Below are 14,881 nucleotides of genomic sequence, written 5' to 3' on the forward strand. Positions count from 1 at the left end.
CCTAGTTTCCGCTCGGCGTTTCCGCCCTGATCGGCCCGGCGACCGCCTCCTCCAGGGAGATAAGGGCTTCGTGGAAGGAGAACCCCGCCGTGATCACGCTCCTGCGGGCCGTGGCCTCGGCTTCGATGCCGGCGCGCAGGTCGGTAAATGAACGCGCACCCAACCTATACTCCTCGCGGGCCAGTTCCAGCGCTTCGACCGCGATCCGATGCGCCTCCTCCTCGAGCGTCAGCGTCTGCCACTGGTTTTCCAGAGCCAGAAGGGCACTCCTCACGGTGCGTTCGACCTCCAGCCGCGTCTCGCGTTCCGCCTCCGCCTGGTTGACGTACGAAACCGAAGCGCTCTCGTCGTTCACCTGATCGCCGAAGAAATTGTCGAGGAAGGGAAAGGAGAGCCCGACGTAGAAGCTGTAGTCGAGATCCTCGTCGAAGCTGAAATCGAAGAGCGAGGTGCGCTCGGTGCCCTGCGACCGCCGGTAGACATTTGCGCTGAGGGAGAGGTTGGGCCACCAGCGGGTTTTCGTCCGGTCCAGGCCCAGTCTCGCCTGGGCGAGCGAATGCCTGGCCTCCCGCATGCTGGGGTTCCCGTCCAAGGCGCGCGCGACAAGCTCGTCCGCGTCGAACGCCGAGGGGTCGAACGCCGGCGTGGGAGCGTCAGGCAGGACGAAGGTGTTGGAGGGATCGGCCCCGATGTAGGACGCCAGCGCGAGAACGGCCTGATCGTAGTCGCCCTGAGCTCGGTGCAAAGTCGCCCGTTGCTGCTCGACCGCGAGCTCCGCTTGGAGAACGTCCACGCGGGACCTGAGCGCGAGCGCGTAGAGCTCCTGCGCCGCCTCGAGGTCGTTTGCGCGAGCCTCCACCAAGGCGGTCTCCGCTTCCACGACCGCCACCTGTCTGAGCACCTCGAGATAGAACCTCTCGACCGCGACCTTGAGGTTGAGGTCGGCTCTCCGCAGTGAAAGGTCGCGTCCGCGGTTGGTGAGCTGCTGGCCGCGATGCCGGTGGAACACGTCGAGCCCCTGGGTCTGCCAGCCCACGCTTAGCGACTGGGTGGTTCCCGAGAAGTAGGTCCATCTCGCGTCGGGGCGCGAGATCGGATCGCCGAAGTTGTCGGTGGCGATACGCTGGAGGTTCCCGGAGAAGTTCGTGTTGAATAGCGAGAGGCGGGTCTGCGGTAGGAGTTGATCGAAGAGCGTTCTGCGACTCTCCACCGGGTTCAGACGGAGATCGTTCTCGGCTCTGCGGTAGGTCGGGTTGTTGGTGAGCGCTTCCGAGATCGCCTGTTCGAGCGTGAGGTGCACGGTGTCGGCGGACTCCGCCGCGGCCGACTGGAGGGCCATCGCTCTGGTGGGTGCCGCTGCGGCCAGTAAAATGGCGAGCGTTCCGGCCCCGAAAAGAGTCACCTGGACCGAGGCCCCGGACCGGGCCGGCCTTCCAAGGCGTGTTCCGATGCGCATCATTCCTCTCCTCCGTTCCCGTCGTCCTCGACGAGCGTGACGGGTACCCCGTCGCCGAGGAAGTGGTGGCCGTCGACAAGCACGATCTCACCCGGCTCGATCATGCCGGTTTCCGGTCCCTCGGCCAGAATCTCGACGTGAGTGGCGTTCTCTCTGCCGGGGTTGACGTATCGATAGCGGCCGACGCCTTCGCCGTTCTCGTCGGTCTCGTAGACGAGGACGAGGAAGCGACGCATGCCTTCTCCGCGTTCCAGAAGCGCGGCCTTGGGTATGATGATGCGGTCGGGCAGCGCTTCGGCCGCGATCGACACCTCCGCATACATCCCCGGCTTGATCCGCAGATCCGGGTTCGCGACGACAATGGTGACCTTCCCGGTCCTCAGTTCGGGGTCCACGAGCGGGTTGATGGTGGCCACGGTTCCCGTGAAGACCTCTTCGGGGAAGGCCGCGAACGTCATGGTGGCGGCACGTCCCTCCCTGACCCTACCGAGGTCGCCCTCCACAACCTGAGCCTCCATCTTGACCGGGTGCGGCTCTATGATGGTCACTACGTCCGAGCCGCTCGACACCCACTGGTCCTCGACCACCTTCACGTCGGCCAACAGACCGCTGAAGGGGGCTGCCAGCCGCGTGCGACCCAGCCGCATTTTCGCCTGGTCGAGGGAGACGCGGGCCTGTTCGAGGCCGCTTCGCGCCAGAGCGTTGCGCTCGCGCTCCTCCCTGAGCTCCGGGTCCTCGGTGCGATCGTCGAAGAGCGTTATTTCCCTGTAGTCGGCGTAGGCCCGCTGCAAATCGGACTCCGCCTGGGCCACCTCCATGGCGTATTCGGTGGTGTCGATCGCGAGCAGGAGATCGCCTCCTCTCACGAACCGATTCTCGCGGAGGTTGACCGCCATGGCGATTCCGTCGGCTTGCGCTCGGAGCGTCACCCGGCGGAAGGCCTCGGCGCGTCCGCTCGATTCCACCTCGATCCAGAGCGTGTCGCGAACGGCCGTCGCTCCCGTGACCTGGGACGCGCTCGCCACCAGCCCCTCGCCTTCCTGCTCCATCTGGTCGAGTGGGAAGAGGTCGGAATCGTCGCCGCCGTCCGCCGGGTCGCGGTTGTTCCACCACCAGATCCCGGCAGCGATGGCGCCTGCAACGACGACGGTGCCGAGCACGGCTTTGAATATCGACATCTTATGGGGTCCTCTTGATTGCGATCATCTGGTCGGTCTTCCTCCCGCCGCAGCGACGTCGTCCACGAGTCTGACCTTGGTCTGGTGGCTGAGGTAGTGGTGTCCGTCAACCAGAACGATCTCGCCCGGGTCCACGATTCCGTTTTCGGGCCCTTCCCGCACCAGCTCGACATGCGTGATGCTCTCTCGCCCCAGGTTAACGTAACGCCAGTCGCTGAAGCCGAAGTCACCCTCGGGAAGATAGATGAAAACGACGTGGCGATCCAAGGTCTCCGAGCGTTGCAGGACCGCCGAGCGAGGAACGACCAGGCGGTCCGGAAGCGCCTCCACATCGAGCAGCACGCGGGCGTGCATACCCGGAAATAAGCGCAGATCGGGGTTGGCAAGGCTGAGCACCGCCCTGCCCGTCCGCTCCCGGGAGTCGATCACCGGATTCACTCTCGAAACCCGCGCCTCGAGCGTGTCGCCGGAATACGCCGCGAGATTGACCCGGGCGCGCCTCCCAGCCTCCAACTTGTTGAGCTCGCCCTCGGGCACTTCGACTTCCACCTCCACCGAGGAGATGTCCAGCACCGTGAGCAACTCGGCTCCGGGGTCGATCCGTTCTCCCACCGCGACCCTTATGTCGGCGATCTTCCCCGCGAACGGCGCGGTGACGACGCTCCGCGCGAGCTTGAGCTCCACCCTCGCCAGATTGGCTCGCTCCCGTTCCAACCCGCTCATGACGACAGCCGCGTTCGCACGACTCTCCTTCACCGACGGGGAGTCGTTCTCGTCACCGGATTCGATCAGCCGGTCGTACTCGGCTTCCGCAACGAGCAGTTGCACGCGGGCCGTGGCTAGTTCGAGCAGGGTCTCTGTCGAGTCGATGACCGCCAGCGTCTGCCCGCGTCTCACCAGCTCGCCCTCCCTGACCGCGAGCGAGAGCAACTCGCCCGGTACCCGAGCCTCAAGAGCCTGCCGCCGCAAAGCTCTTATCCGGCCGGCCGCACCGACCTGGATCCAGAGCGTGTCGCGCACGACCTCGACGCCCTTCACCGGCGTGGGGTTGTCGGCGCTGAAGAGCTCCGCGCTCGCGACCTCGGGCGGCGGCGCCTCATCCTCGGGCGCGCCGAGAACCTGCTCTTCCTCCTCGTCGGGCCTTGTGGTGACGTGCAGCCTCCACGCCACGGCGGCCACGACCGACAGGAAGGCCGCAGCCAGAACTAGGAACGACCTGGTGCTAGACGAGGAAGATGGTGTGCTCATGACAGGTAGCTTAGCGGTAAAGGCCCTTCACGTAAGCGTCGTTTCGGGACATCGGCGCGGTGCCCGTCCCTAGCCGTCCCGTCAGGCGCCCGCACTGCCCCCGTACCTTTCGCTGACGTAACGGTCTAGAATTCCCTTGAACTCTTCGATGAGGCCCGACCCCTTGAGGGTTGTCTCGTGGCGACCGTCCACATAGACCGGCGCCTTGGGTTCCTCGAAGGTTCCCGGCAGCGAGATACCGATGTCGGCGTGCTTCGATTCGCCGGGACCGTTCACCACGCAACCCATGACGGCGACACTCATCTCCTCGACGCCGGGGTATTCGACCCGCCACTCGGCGATCGAGTCTCGAATGTGCGCCGTGATCTGCTCGGCCATCTCCTGGAAGAAGGTGCTGGTCGTGCGCCCGCAGCCCGGGCAGGCCGTGACCTGCGGCTCGAAATGCCGGATGTCGAGGGCCTGAAGGACTTGCTGAGCGACGCGGACCTCTTCCGAGCGGTCGCCCCCGGGCCGAGGGGTGAGCGAGACCCGGATAGTGTCGCCGATGCCGTCGAGCAGTAGCGGCGAGAGCCCGGCCGCGGTGGCCACGATCCCCTTCGACCCCATCCCCGCTTCGGTAAGACCGAGGTGGAGGGCGTAGCTCGCTCGGGCCGCCAGTTTTCGGTAGACGGAGATCAGCTCCCGCACCTTGGATACCTTCGCGGAGACCACGATCCGGTCTGCGGCGAGTCCGGTCTCCTCGGCGAGCTCCCCCGAACGGACCACGCTCTCGACCATGGCGTCGAGCACGACCGCTCCGGCGTCCTTCGGTTGGGATCTCCTGGCGTTCTCGTCCATCATCTCGGTAAGCAGGCGCTGGTCGAGAGAACCCCAGTTGACACCGATGCGCACGGGCTTGTCGTGTTCGATCGCGACCTGGACGATGCGGGCGAAGTTCTCGTCTCGCCGCTTCGCCCCCACGTTGCCTGGGTTGATGCGCAGCTTGGCGAGCGCCCGCGCCGTCTCGGGATGGCGGGTCAGGAGAAGGTGGCCGTTGTAGTGAAAGTCCCCGACGACAGGAGTTCGGTATCCGGCGTCTCGAAGGCGCGCCACGATCTCGGGGACGGCACGAGCGGCGGCGTCGTTGTTGACGGTGATGCGGACGATCTCGCTGCCGGCATCGGCCAGAAGACGGACCTGATCGAACGTGGACTCGGGGTCGGCGGTGTCGGTGTTGGTCATCGACTGCACGATGACGGGGCCACCGCCGCCGACGGTCACGCCGCTCACATCGACGGCGTTGGTCTGGTGCCTCATATTGCCGTTCATGATACTAACTTTCGTGCCCGTGAATCCATGATATTCGCCGGAAGGAGGTTCCCCATATCACGTAGCGATCGGACGCCCCTTGGGCAGCGGATCGCCGGGGGCGCGAACACTTACGTACCCCGAAGCTTCGGAGGGGTGGCAGAACGGCTAATGCACCGGTCTTGAAAACCGGCGGGCGAGAGCCCATGCGGGTTCGAATCCCGCCCCCTCCGCTGGCTCGTCCGAAATTGCGCCCGACTGCCGGCCTGCATGAGGCAGGCCGAAGAGCCGCAAACGAGAACCGTACACAAGGAGGCGTCGATGCTCGAACCCATTCAGTCTCGGGACCCTGCCCGGACGGACGGGGGACCGGGACGTGCGAGGTGACCGCGCTCGAGCGGATAGAGGTCAAGAACGTGAACTGGCCGGGGGGTACGGCTTGCGGGCGTGGACGTCCACATGAGCACGCATCTGGAACTCGGCTAGAGGATAGTCTCGCTGGGGGCGGGCGTCACCTACCTGGTCGACTTCGTGGTAAGAGCTCTCGAGGTGAACGGCGCCGAGGTTTTCGGTGAGCAGCAGGGCGCGGGCAGGTTGAACTGGAACAACCCCATCGCGCCTCCTCTGCCCCGATGGAAGGCGCGCGCATCGGCCGGTAATCATGCCGATAGGTTGAGCGCGGTCGCCTACGACGGCTTCACCCACAGCCACAAGGGGCGGCGCATCAAGATGTCGGTGACCTGGCAACCGTACTAGCCTGCGACAATGCCGAGCGCCCCGGCAGCCCTACCGGCGCGGTTCTTGGCCGCCCTCCATGCTCGCGCCGGACGATCCATGGGTGGCTAGTGGCGGAAGAGCCGGCGCCCGGTGCGCACCATGGCGATGCCGTGCTCGTCGGCCGCGGCGCTTACCTCTCCGTCGCGCTTCGAACCGCCGGGTTGGACGATGGCGGTCACGCCGACAGCGGCGGCGGCGTCCACACCGTCGCGGAACGGGAAGAAGCCGTCCGATGCCAGCACGGAGCCCGTCAGGTCGAGGCCGGCTCTCCGCGCTCGCTCGACGGCCGCCCTGGCCGACTCCACTCGGCTCGTCTGCCCGCCACCGATCCCAAGCGAGGCCCCTCGTCCGGCGATCAGGATGGCGTTCGACTTTACTCCGTAGACGGCCGACCAAGCGAAGCGCAGATCGAGCTCCTCCCGGGGTGAAGGCGGGCGGACGCTCATCACCTCCCAGCCGTAGGAACTCTCGGTTGACGTGACGTTCCCCTCCGGCGAGCCATTCTCGCCTGCAGATAGGTTCCTTCTCTTTGCCGTAGGGGCGTCGGAAGCGGATCTCTCCGTTGATGCCGGATCGAACCCGGGCGGGACCGATCCCCGCTGAGCCAGCACGCCTCCCCAGACCGATCGCAACGAAAGCCGGCTCGCTGAGTCGGGCCGGCCGCTTCTCACTCGCGACCGATCTCCGTGGACGAGGAGCCGCAGGTTCTTCTTGCGGCTGAGCAGGTCGAGAGCCTGGGAAGCGTATCCCCTGGCGGCGATGCATTCGATGAAGAGCTTCGACATCAGCCGGGCGCACTCTTCGTCGACGACCGTGTTCACGGCCACGACCGAGCCGAAGGCGCTCTCGGAGTCGGTGCGCAGGGCCTTCGAATAGGCATCCGCCACCGTGTCTCCGATGGCGATCCCGCATGGCGTCGCATGCTTGACGATGCAGACGGCGGGACCGTGGTAACCGGCGAACGGCGAAAGAGAGAACAACGCACCGTCGAGATCCAGGAGGTTGTTGTACGAGAGGGCCTTGCCGTGGAGCTGCTCGAAGGGAGCCCCTGCTCCGACGGCCTCCGGATAGAACGCGGCGGGCTGGTCGGGATTCTCACCGTAGCGGAGGTGGATACCGCCCGAAAGCCGGAGGTCGAGCTCGGGAGGCAGGGCCAGGTCCGGCCCGGAGACGGCCGGTTCGGAAGCTGCCTTTTCGGAAGCGGGGCCCGATTCGGGGGCGGCCCCGTCGGCATCCGCTTCGCTCCGCTCTGCGAACCACTCGGCGATGGCGGAGTCGTACTCGGAGAGGTGAGCGAAGGTGCGTCTGGCCAGCTCGACGCGCAAGCGGGCGGCACCGGGTGCGTCGAGCGCCTCCAGGACCCGGGAGTAGTATGCGGGATCGGGCACCGGCCAGACGTCGCGGTGAGCCTTCGCGGCGGCCCGCAGGAGGGTAGGTCCGCCAACGTCGATCTCCTCCACGATCCGGTCCCGGTCAGCGCCTCGGGCCACCGTCTCGCCGAAGGGATAGAGGTTGACGGCTACAAGGTCGATGGGAACATAGCCCGCCCGCTCCATCTCCCGGGTGTCGTCTTCGCGGTCGCGGCGGCAGAGAATGCCGGCGTGGACGGCGGGATGGAGGGTCTTCACCCTTCCGTCCATCATTTCCGGGTGCGAGGTCACGTTCGCCACCTCCGTGACCGCCAGTCCGGCCTCGGCAAGCGCTCTTGCCGTTCCCCCCGTGGAGACGATCTCGAAGCCCCTCTCGGCCAAGCCGCGGGCGAAATCGACGACCCCCGCCTTGTCCGAGACCGAAATCAAGGCTCTTCTCTTGTCGCCGGACGCAGAAAGACTCTCTGCCGGGATACGGTTTTCGGGGGAAGCGCGGTTCACGGCTCTGCTCATTTGGCGATGTGGAGGTCGGATGCGGCGTTCGTCGAAAGATCCCGTACCAGCAGGTCCAAGGTCCTCGGATAAAGCCGGTGCTCGACCCGGAGAACCCGTCTTGCGAGCGACTCGGGGGTGTCTCCTTCAAGGACCGGCACTTCCTCCCGGTCGATGACGGGACCCTTGTCGTACTCCTCGGTGACGTGGTGGACCGTCGCACCGGTCACCCTCTCGCCCGCCTCCAGAACGGCACGGTGAATGCGAATCCCGTACATGCCTTCTCCTCCGAACCTGGGAAGGAGCGCGGGATGAATGTTCACGATCCGTCCCCGAAAGCGTGCGATCACGGCTTCGGGCACCAGACGCAGGTATCCGGCGAGACAGACGATGTCGGCCCGCAGATCGGAGAGCGCGCTCAGTGTCGCCCCGGAGACCTCTTCCGCAGTCCGCCCCGCAGTCGGAACGACGCGCACCGGGATGCCGAGCCGGTCCGCCCGGACGGTCGCGCCGACTCCGGCCCGGTTGGTGACGAGTGCCACCACTCGCCAGAGTCTTACGGGCGGTTCGTAGGCGGCGAGGGATTCGAAGTTGCTGCCGCTACCGGAGGCGAAGACGACCACGCGCAACTCCTTCGCGGCGTCGCCCACCGGCTCCGCCCGTCGATTCACCTGCCCGGGCTTGGGCAGAGTCCTTGCAGGAAAGGGTTGTGCGCTCGTTCCTCGCGCACCGAGGTGGAGAGTCCGTGCCCGGTGTGGAGAACCGTAGCGTCGGGGAGGGTCAGAATCTCATCCGCGATCGTGCGCAGCAGGACGGCGTGATCGCCTCCGGGAAGATCGGTGCGACCGATGGAACCGCTGAAGACCACATCGGCGACGATGGCGAAGCTTCGCGCGTCTTCCTCCACCAGAATCACGTGGCCCGGGGAGTGGCCTGGCGCGTGCCTCACCTCTAAGGAGCTCTCCCCGACCCTGAACGATTGCCCGTGGGCCAATTCGTGCGTGGGGGGCGGCGGGGGTCGCAACTTGACACCGAGATGCGCGGCCTGTACGACCGCCCAGTCGTAGAGCGGACGGTCCGCCGGGTGGAGGTGAATCGGCACCTCCGGATGGCGGTCCCGAACCGGGGCGAGGCCCTCCACGTGATCGGCGTGGGCATGAGTCAGAAGGACCGCGACTAGGTTCAGGCCGTCCTCGTTGACCTTTCGAAGCATGTCGCCCGCGCCCGCGCCCGGGTCTATGGCGACGGCGTCAAGGCTGTGCGGGCACCAGGCCAGCCACGTGTTCTGGTCGAAGACCCCGGCGGGAAAGCGCTCTACACGCATCTCATGAGCGGTAAGAGGTTGCGGGGTACCGTCTGCGGAGGACGTCGAAAAGGAGTGACGCCCGAGGGATCGCGACCAAGCGGGAGCCCGCAGGTACGGCGTCAGACCGTGAACGAGCTCCCGCAACCGCAGCCTCCGGAGGCGTTCGGGTTGCGGAAGGCGAACCCCTGTCCCATGAAGCTCGACACATAGTCTATCTCGACACCATCGAGGTACTGCGCCGAGAACGGATCCACGAAGACCTGCACGCCGTCGATCCTGAGGATCTCGTCGTCGCTTTCGGGGCCGTCCTCGATGTTGAGACCGTACTGGAACCCGGAGCACCCTCCGGGAAGCACCGCCACGCGGAGGCCGGTGTCGGTGTCGGAGCCGTGCTCCTTCATAAAGTCGTGCACCTTCGAGGTGGCGGCGGCGGTCAGTTGCAGCATGGGCTTGTCCGGGATCGCGTCGAACGGCCGGGTCGGGCCGGGAGGACAAAGGTCGCCGGACGGAGGGCGGTCGTCAAGACGGTGATTTCGATTTGACACGGTGATTCCGATTTGACACGGTGATTCCGGGGTAGCGAATGGAACGCCCCCCGGCTAGCCCGGTCATGCCGGTCCGAGGTCGTCGATCTCCACGAACGCCGCTAGACCGTCGGGGCCGAACGCCGCCAGCATCGCGGTAGCGCCGGCCGGAAAGGTGCCTACGTACCTGCCGTCGGACGTGACTACGTCGATGAGGGCCGGGTCGGTGGACCGCCCGTGCTCGTCATGATTTCGATGTCGACCATGCGCTCCTGCATAGCTCCCGGAGGACTCCACGCATTGGTGATGGTCCAGACAACGGCTTCCCTTCCATCGAGCTGCACCCGATGTATCTCGCGGGGCCCTTCTCTGTCGGTCATGCGCATATCCATACTCACCGGATCGAAGCTCGTGCTAGCGACCCGTCGGACTACGGAAAGAAGGGAGCCGGCACCGCTCTGGGTGAACCGCCGATGTTCGACGGTCACACCGGTTTCGCCCTGCGACGAGGCCGAACCACCCCTTCGGACTCATGACTCTGTCTCCTTGGGGTGCTCAAACCATACCTCAAGCTCTTGCGTCAGGCCTTCCAGCGAGAAGCCGGTCGCCCAAACCTGGAGCAGGCATCGGAGAAGCACTCCCAACCGTGTCAGACAGACGAACGTGCCAACGACGAGGCACGGAACCATCACGCTTAGGGCTATGACCTGCCCAACCGCGCCGCCAACGCCAATGGCTCCCGCAATCACGGAACCGAAAGTTAGTATGGTCCATGTAACCCGAACCACGTTCGGAAAGGGACGAGTGATGGTCTTGGTGTCCAACGTCATGTCGCAACCTCGGACTGCACCCACTCACCTTGCAGTTGATCGAGCGGGTGCCGCAACCTCGGTGAGCAGGCGAAAATCTCTTTAATGAGACAATTGACAAGATCCTTGACAGAACTCATGAAATCGGCACCGTCCACGGCCACTGATGCATTAGACGCCATCAGGGTACGAGAGGGCTCGGATGACCTCGTCATGCCTGAAATTGAGAGACGGCGGAGCAGCCCTGGTATTCCATATTCGCCAGAGCACTCACGGGTGCGTGCGAAATCTCGACGCGGAGACGCTGACGATCACCGCCCTTCGTTGGGATGACCGCAGAGCCATGATCGGGAACGGCGACCTCTTCCCGATTCACGGCCAGATCATCCTCGAGGGTCTGCGGAGAGATACCAGCCGGGGCACCGATGAGTGGGAGGGGAGCGACCACGGCGAGCATAATCGGCGGGATGAGCTTGGCGAACAGCTCAATTAGGGGGGGTAGCATTTCATCTCCCGAGCATTCGGCCCATGTAAAAGGTAGTGACGGTTCGAAGGTCACTATGACCATGATACAGCCCGCAGGAGCTTAACAGGTTTCCGCCGGGGTGGCAAGGTCCGTTTTTTCGGACGCGGAAACGGATCGTGAGATCTCGACCACATTCCGGGTTTCCATTCCAGCAGCCAGCACGACACACCCGTCCACCCCCCTCCGTTCGCGTCTCGAAGAACCTCGGCCCGCAGTCCTTGACCGACTGTCTGTCGCTACGCTCCGGGCGGTCAATTGGGTCTCCGCGTTCGGCCCCACGGGGATCACCGCGGTTCCCGAGGGGTAGCGGTCGGAGCATCCTGATCCGCTGGGACCGGACCCGACTCAACAATGGGGCAAGATGAGAATTCGCGGACCGATCCTGATCCTGGCAGCGATCCTCGCGGCGGGATGGAGCCCACTTTGCGCTCAGCTGACTCTGGGCGTGAGGGGTGGGGTGACCGTGCGCACCATGCGGATCACTCCCGAGCTCCCCTGGCTGAGGGGAGTGTCTCCCAAGCTCGGAGCGCACGCGGCCGCGTTGCTCGGCTATACCTTCAGCGATCCTCGGGCGATTTTCTTGGAGATCGGGTACACCCAACGAGGCGCGAAGCTCAAGCTCGTGGATTACGATGTGTTCTACGACGCCACCTGGGGTTACGACTACGTCGACGTATCGCTGCTTGGCAGGACGTCCTTGGGCCCCGGCTATCTCCTCGCCGGGCCGACCATGGGATTCCGCACCGCGTGCTATACCAATATCCATTCACGGTCATCCTGCGAGATGGTCGACGCGGTATATCGAGAGAACGATTTCCTCCTGACCGGGGGAGCGGGGATGGTTTTCGACATCGGATCCTCCAAACTGATGGTGGAGGGTCTCTACAACCTGGGTCTCCTGGACATCAACAACACCGAGGAGCACATCACCGCCAGGCATCGGTCGTTCGTGCTGCGGGCCGGAGTGGACTTTCGGCTCGGCCGAACTTCCCCCGCTCCGAAGCGGGCGACCGGCTATTCCAGCTTTCCCACCGCCCGAGCCACGGCCTGCGCGACCCCGGACTGCTCGCAGTGGCGGACGGTGCGCGGATCGAGCACCAGTCGGTCGTCGACAATGCGGGCGACAACGGGCGGCTCTCCCTGGCGAAGGGCTTCGGCAATGGTTTCGGGATCTCCCTCTGCGGGATCGAGGAATACGGCGTGGCCGGGAAGGTGCGCATCCGGGCAGGCTCCTCCTCCGACAAGTCCCGTGACTTCTCGCACATCCGCCCCGACACCGTTGGTGCGGAGCTCCGCGACGATCGCTTCGGCAGCCCGCCAAAGGGATGCCTTGGAGACGGTGAGCATTTTCAGCGCCGGCACTTCGGTCCTGCTCCACTCGGGATCGCGGTGGAGTCGCAGCACGGCCTCGAGCCCCGCGAGCGTGACCTTGTCAACCCGAAGAGCGCGACAGAGCGGGTTCCGCCGCATGCGCCCGACGTGTTCCCGGCTCCCGACGACGATCCCCGCTTGCGGTCCCCCCAGGAGCTTGTCGCCGGAAAAAATGGTGATCTGGGCCCCGGCGGCGACGGACTCGGAGGGAGTGGACTCATCCAGGCAGGGCGCCGCCCGCCTTGAGAGCAGCCCCGATCCCAGGTCGTGGACGAGGGGAAGACCCCTCCTGCGGGCAAGCGCGGCGAGGTCGCCGACCCCGACCTCCTCGGTGAACCCAGAGACGCGGAAGTTGGAGCGATGCACCTTGAGCAGCAGGCGGGCCCCGGGAACCGCCAATCCGTCCCGATAGTCCGCTAGCCGGGTGCGGTTGGTGCTTCCCACCTCGATCAGCCGGACCCCGGCGCGTTCGACGATTTCGGCGATACGGAATCCCCCGCCGATTTCGATCAGCTCGCCGCGAGAGATCACGACGCCGCCGTTGGGGGCGAGAGCGTTCGCGGCTAGAACGAGAGCCGCGGCGGCGTTGTTGAGGACCAGCGCGTCCTCCGCGCCGGTCAGTTCCCGGAGAAGTTCGGCGCAGTGGAGGTAGCGGGTACCTCGTTCTCCTTTTTCGAGATCGTACTCGAGGTTGGAGTAGCCGGTGGCCGCTCGGGCCATGGCTGCGCGAGCTGCCCTCGGGAGCGGAGCTCTGCCCAGGTTGGTGTGGATCACGACTCCTGTGGCGTTGATCACCCCAAGAAGCGAAGGTGACTCCGTTTCCTTCAGCCACTCCTCCGCCAGCTCCTCCGCCAGCTCCGCAAGCGAATCGGGATCGTTGGAGGAGGTGGCGTCCGCAGTGCCGGCCGCCAGCTCGTGTCGGAGCATTTCCGCAGCCGCCCGCGCGGCCCTGACCGCCTGGGTCCGACCGTGGTTCGCCTCGATCCGTTCGAAGGCCTCGGTGCCGAGCAGAGCCTCTATTGCGGGGACGAGTCGGCGCGGATCGGTCATGTTGGCGGGGTTCCGCCGTCTCCCGTCGTGTCCTCCGCCTCGGTCTCGAATGTGGCGGCCCCGCCGCCCTCGGAGACCCCGTTGATGTTCATCACTCCGGAGACGGAGACGCTGTACACGGTACCGGGTTGGAGCGGATCGAGAAGCCGAACGACCATCACCAGTGAAGGAAGCCTCTCCCCGCCCGGCCCTGTTCTATAGGTGGGCACGGCGTCGGGAGGCGGCGGTCGGCTCGCCGGTCTTCCGTCGACCGCGACCGGGGGTCGAGGGCCGGGGTCCTCGACCGACTCCGCCACCGTTTCCGGCTCCTCCCCGGTCGTTTCGCTTTCGGCGGCCGCCGCGGGATCGACCGCGACTCCGGCCTCGGTGTCGGACGGCACTGCAGCGGAGTCGTCCGGAGCGGCGATGGAGTCGGACGTCGGCGCGAGCGAATCCGCAAGCGCGAGCTCCGCCCTCCGGATCGAGTCCTCCACGGCACTCTCGACCGCAGCTATCGAATCCGCAACGAAGAGCGAGTCCGCCACGCCGCTCGCCCAGTCCGAGTACGCGAGCTCGGGCAGGATCTCCTCCACCTCCAGCGTCGTCGAGTCCACGACCCGGAGGACAGAGGCTGAGGCGAGCGGCTGCTCTAGTTCGGCTTCCATGTGGTCGTCGAACTCCACGAGGAGCGTCACCGAATCGAGAGGCGTCACCGAAACCGGGACCGCCGGCGTCGTGTCGGCGGCGAGGACGGGCAGGTTGAGGAAAAGGGTGTCGGTGGCGCCGAGAGCCACGTCGACCCGGCCCTGCGGCTCCATGGCGTCGAGCTCCCCGTTCCGGTTCCGGTCCAGGAACGGGGTAAGCGCATACACGCCCTCGGGCAAGTAACGAAGCGCGTAGATACCCTCCTCGTCGCTTCGAGCCACGAACGGATCACCGCCCCCTGCCGGGGTGGCGAAGATCTCGGCCCCCCGGATCGGTCCTCCCTGGATCCTATCCCAGGCCATGCCCGCCACGACCGTGGGCGCGAGCTCGGGTCCGGTCGAGAAGACGATCTCGAAAGGATCGCGCATCGCGTTCCCGAACAGGTCGGAGATGCCGGGCAGTACCGTCACGCGGTAGACGCGGTCGGGCCGAAAGCCGCCGTCGAGCTCGACCGAGAGCCCTCCCCGGCCGTGATTCACCCTCACGCCTCCCGTGCGGGGCGAGACGATCACGGCCCGGTCCATCTCCCCGCCCGCCACGCGCTCGCTGATCCTCTCGTCGAACTCGAAGCGCACCGGGCCGTCGAATTCGGTCTCGGTCGCAAAACTCTCCGGAACGGTCGCAACGATCACGGGAGGCCTCAGGTCCTCGGGGCCGCCCGGCGGCGGCCCCTGTCGGGCGCAGGCCGCCGCGAGCGCGGCCAAGGCGAGAACCGCCACGAATCCGGCAGCGTTAGGGCGGATCCCCGTCCTCGCACTCACCCCCGTCTTCCCGTCGGATCCCGCCGAAAGCCAACGCCGATT

General features: G+C 65.9%; 13 protein-coding genes, 1 tRNA gene and 1 pseudogene. 4 read left to right on the plus strand and 11 right to left on the minus strand.

Features of this window, described 5'->3' with window-relative positions:
* Nucleotide 1: 1 nt before the first annotated feature.
* The 4 genes from J4G12_05295 to ispG form a co-directional block, all read right to left on the minus strand.
* Nucleotides 2-1,456, minus strand: coding sequence for a TolC family protein (locus tag J4G12_05295; protein MCE2455221.1), 1,455 nt, complete (start codon nucleotides 1,454-1,456; stop codon nucleotides 2-4).
* Nucleotides 1,456-2,634, minus strand: a complete 1,179-nt coding sequence (locus tag J4G12_05300; protein ID MCE2455222.1) for an efflux RND transporter periplasmic adaptor subunit — start codon at nucleotides 2,632-2,634, stop codon at nucleotides 1,456-1,458. The genes J4G12_05295 and J4G12_05300 overlap by 1 nt, the downstream gene beginning before the upstream one ends.
* A gap of 24 nt (nucleotides 2,635-2,658) precedes the next feature.
* A complete protein-coding gene (locus tag J4G12_05305) occupies nucleotides 2,659-3,882 on the minus strand; it encodes an efflux RND transporter periplasmic adaptor subunit (GenBank protein ID MCE2455223.1) in 1,224 nt (407 codons plus the stop codon).
* 81 nt (nucleotides 3,883-3,963) lie between these two features.
* Nucleotides 3,964-5,190: a flavodoxin-dependent (E)-4-hydroxy-3-methylbut-2-enyl-diphosphate synthase gene (gene ispG / locus J4G12_05310; protein MCE2455224.1), complete on the minus strand. Its 1,227-nt coding sequence runs from the start codon at nucleotides 5,188-5,190 to the stop codon at nucleotides 3,964-3,966.
* 129 nt (nucleotides 5,191-5,319) lie between these two features.
* Between ispG and J4G12_05315 the strand changes: the two genes are divergently transcribed.
* Together J4G12_05315 and J4G12_05320 are read left to right on the plus strand one after the other, a co-directional pair.
* Nucleotides 5,320-5,402, plus strand: a tRNA-Ser gene (locus J4G12_05315).
* Between the two features lie 298 nt (nucleotides 5,403-5,700).
* A complete protein-coding gene (locus tag J4G12_05320; GenBank protein ID MCE2455225.1) occupies nucleotides 5,701-5,925 on the plus strand; it encodes a hypothetical protein in 225 nt (74 codons plus the stop codon).
* A gap of 86 nt (nucleotides 5,926-6,011) precedes the next feature.
* Here the strand turns inward: J4G12_05320 and purH are convergent, their stop codons facing one another.
* The 5 genes from purH to J4G12_05345 all read right to left on the minus strand — a co-directional run bounded on the left by purH (nucleotide 6,012) and on the right by J4G12_05345 (nucleotide 10,018).
* On the minus strand, nucleotides 6,012-7,829 hold the full coding sequence (purH, locus tag J4G12_05325; protein ID MCE2455226.1) for a bifunctional phosphoribosylaminoimidazolecarboxamide formyltransferase/IMP cyclohydrolase: 1,818 nt from the start codon (nucleotides 7,827-7,829) through the stop codon (nucleotides 6,012-6,014).
* A complete protein-coding gene (locus tag J4G12_05330; GenBank protein MCE2455227.1) occupies nucleotides 7,826-8,458 on the minus strand; it encodes a phosphoribosylglycinamide formyltransferase in 633 nt (210 codons plus the stop codon). Before J4G12_05330 ends, purH begins: the two co-directional genes overlap by 4 nt.
* A 17-nt stretch (nucleotides 8,459-8,475) precedes the next feature.
* Nucleotides 8,476-9,132 (minus strand): MBL fold metallo-hydrolase, encoded by a 657-nt coding sequence (locus tag J4G12_05335; protein ID MCE2455228.1) that lies wholly within the window; start codon nucleotides 9,130-9,132, stop codon nucleotides 8,476-8,478.
* Nucleotides 9,133-9,233: 101 nt separating this feature from the next.
* Nucleotides 9,234-9,560 carry an iron-sulfur cluster assembly accessory protein gene (locus tag J4G12_05340; protein ID MCE2455229.1) on the minus strand — a complete coding sequence of 109 codons (327 nt, stop codon included), beginning with the start codon at nucleotides 9,558-9,560 and terminating at the stop codon, nucleotides 9,234-9,236.
* Nucleotides 9,561-9,841: 281 nt separating this feature from the next.
* A complete protein-coding gene (locus J4G12_05345; protein ID MCE2455230.1) occupies nucleotides 9,842-10,018 on the minus strand; it encodes a hypothetical protein in 177 nt (58 codons plus the stop codon).
* Between the two features lie 631 nt (nucleotides 10,019-10,649).
* Between J4G12_05345 and J4G12_05350 the strand changes: the two genes are divergently transcribed.
* Together J4G12_05350 and J4G12_05355 are read left to right on the plus strand one after the other, a co-directional pair.
* Nucleotides 10,650-10,940: a hypothetical protein gene (locus tag J4G12_05350; GenBank protein ID MCE2455231.1), complete on the plus strand. Its 291-nt coding sequence runs from the start codon at nucleotides 10,650-10,652 to the stop codon at nucleotides 10,938-10,940.
* A gap of 394 nt (nucleotides 10,941-11,334) precedes the next feature.
* A pseudogene (locus tag J4G12_05355) lies at nucleotides 11,335-11,946 on the plus strand (PorT family protein).
* A 41-nt stretch (nucleotides 11,947-11,987) separates the two neighbouring features.
* Here the strand turns inward: J4G12_05355 and selA are convergent.
* A complete protein-coding gene (gene selA, locus J4G12_05360) occupies nucleotides 11,988-13,394 on the minus strand; it encodes an L-seryl-tRNA(Sec) selenium transferase (GenBank protein ID MCE2455232.1) in 1,407 nt (468 codons plus the stop codon).
* Nucleotides 13,391-14,839, minus strand: coding sequence for an Ig-like domain-containing protein (locus tag J4G12_05365; GenBank protein MCE2455233.1), 1,449 nt, complete (start codon nucleotides 14,837-14,839; stop codon nucleotides 13,391-13,393). The genes selA and J4G12_05365 overlap by 4 nt, the downstream gene beginning before the upstream one ends.
* Nucleotides 14,840-14,881 lie beyond the last annotated feature (42 nt).

The organism is Gemmatimonadota bacterium (assembly GCA_021295815.1).
GTDB lineage: Bacteria > Gemmatimonadota > Gemmatimonadetes > Longimicrobiales > Gaopeijiaceae > JAGWBQ01.

Coding starts and splice junctions, on each gene's coding strand:
- J4G12_05305 (MCE2455223.1), bottom strand. CDS start 3,882: ATGAGCACACCATCTTCCTCGTCTAGCACCAGGTCGTTCCTAGTTCTG.
- J4G12_05300 (MCE2455222.1), bottom strand. CDS start 2,634: ATGTCGATATTCAAAGCCGTGCTCGGCACCGTCGTCGTTGCAGGCGCC.
- J4G12_05335 (MCE2455228.1), bottom strand. CDS start 9,132: ATGCGTGTAGAGCGCTTTCCCGCCGGGGTCTTCGACCAGAACACGTGG.
- J4G12_05345 (MCE2455230.1), bottom strand. CDS start 10,018: ATGACCGACAGAGAAGGGCCCCGCGAGATACATCGGGTGCAGCTCGAT.
- J4G12_05340 (MCE2455229.1), bottom strand. CDS start 9,560: ATGCTGCAACTGACCGCCGCCGCCACCTCGAAGGTGCACGACTTTATG.
- ispG (MCE2455224.1), bottom strand. CDS start 5,190: ATGAACGGCAATATGAGGCACCAGACCAACGCCGTCGATGTGAGCGGC.
- J4G12_05295 (MCE2455221.1), bottom strand. CDS start 1,456: ATGCGCATCGGAACACGCCTTGGAAGGCCGGCCCGGTCCGGGGCCTCG.
- selA (MCE2455232.1), bottom strand. CDS start 13,394: ATGACCGATCCGCGCCGACTCGTCCCCGCAATAGAGGCTCTGCTCGGC.
- J4G12_05350 (MCE2455231.1), top strand. CDS start 10,650: ATGACCTCGTCATGCCTGAAATTGAGAGACGGCGGAGCAGCCCTGGTA.
- purH (MCE2455226.1), bottom strand. CDS start 7,829: ATGAGCAGAGCCGTGAACCGCGCTTCCCCCGAAAACCGTATCCCGGCA.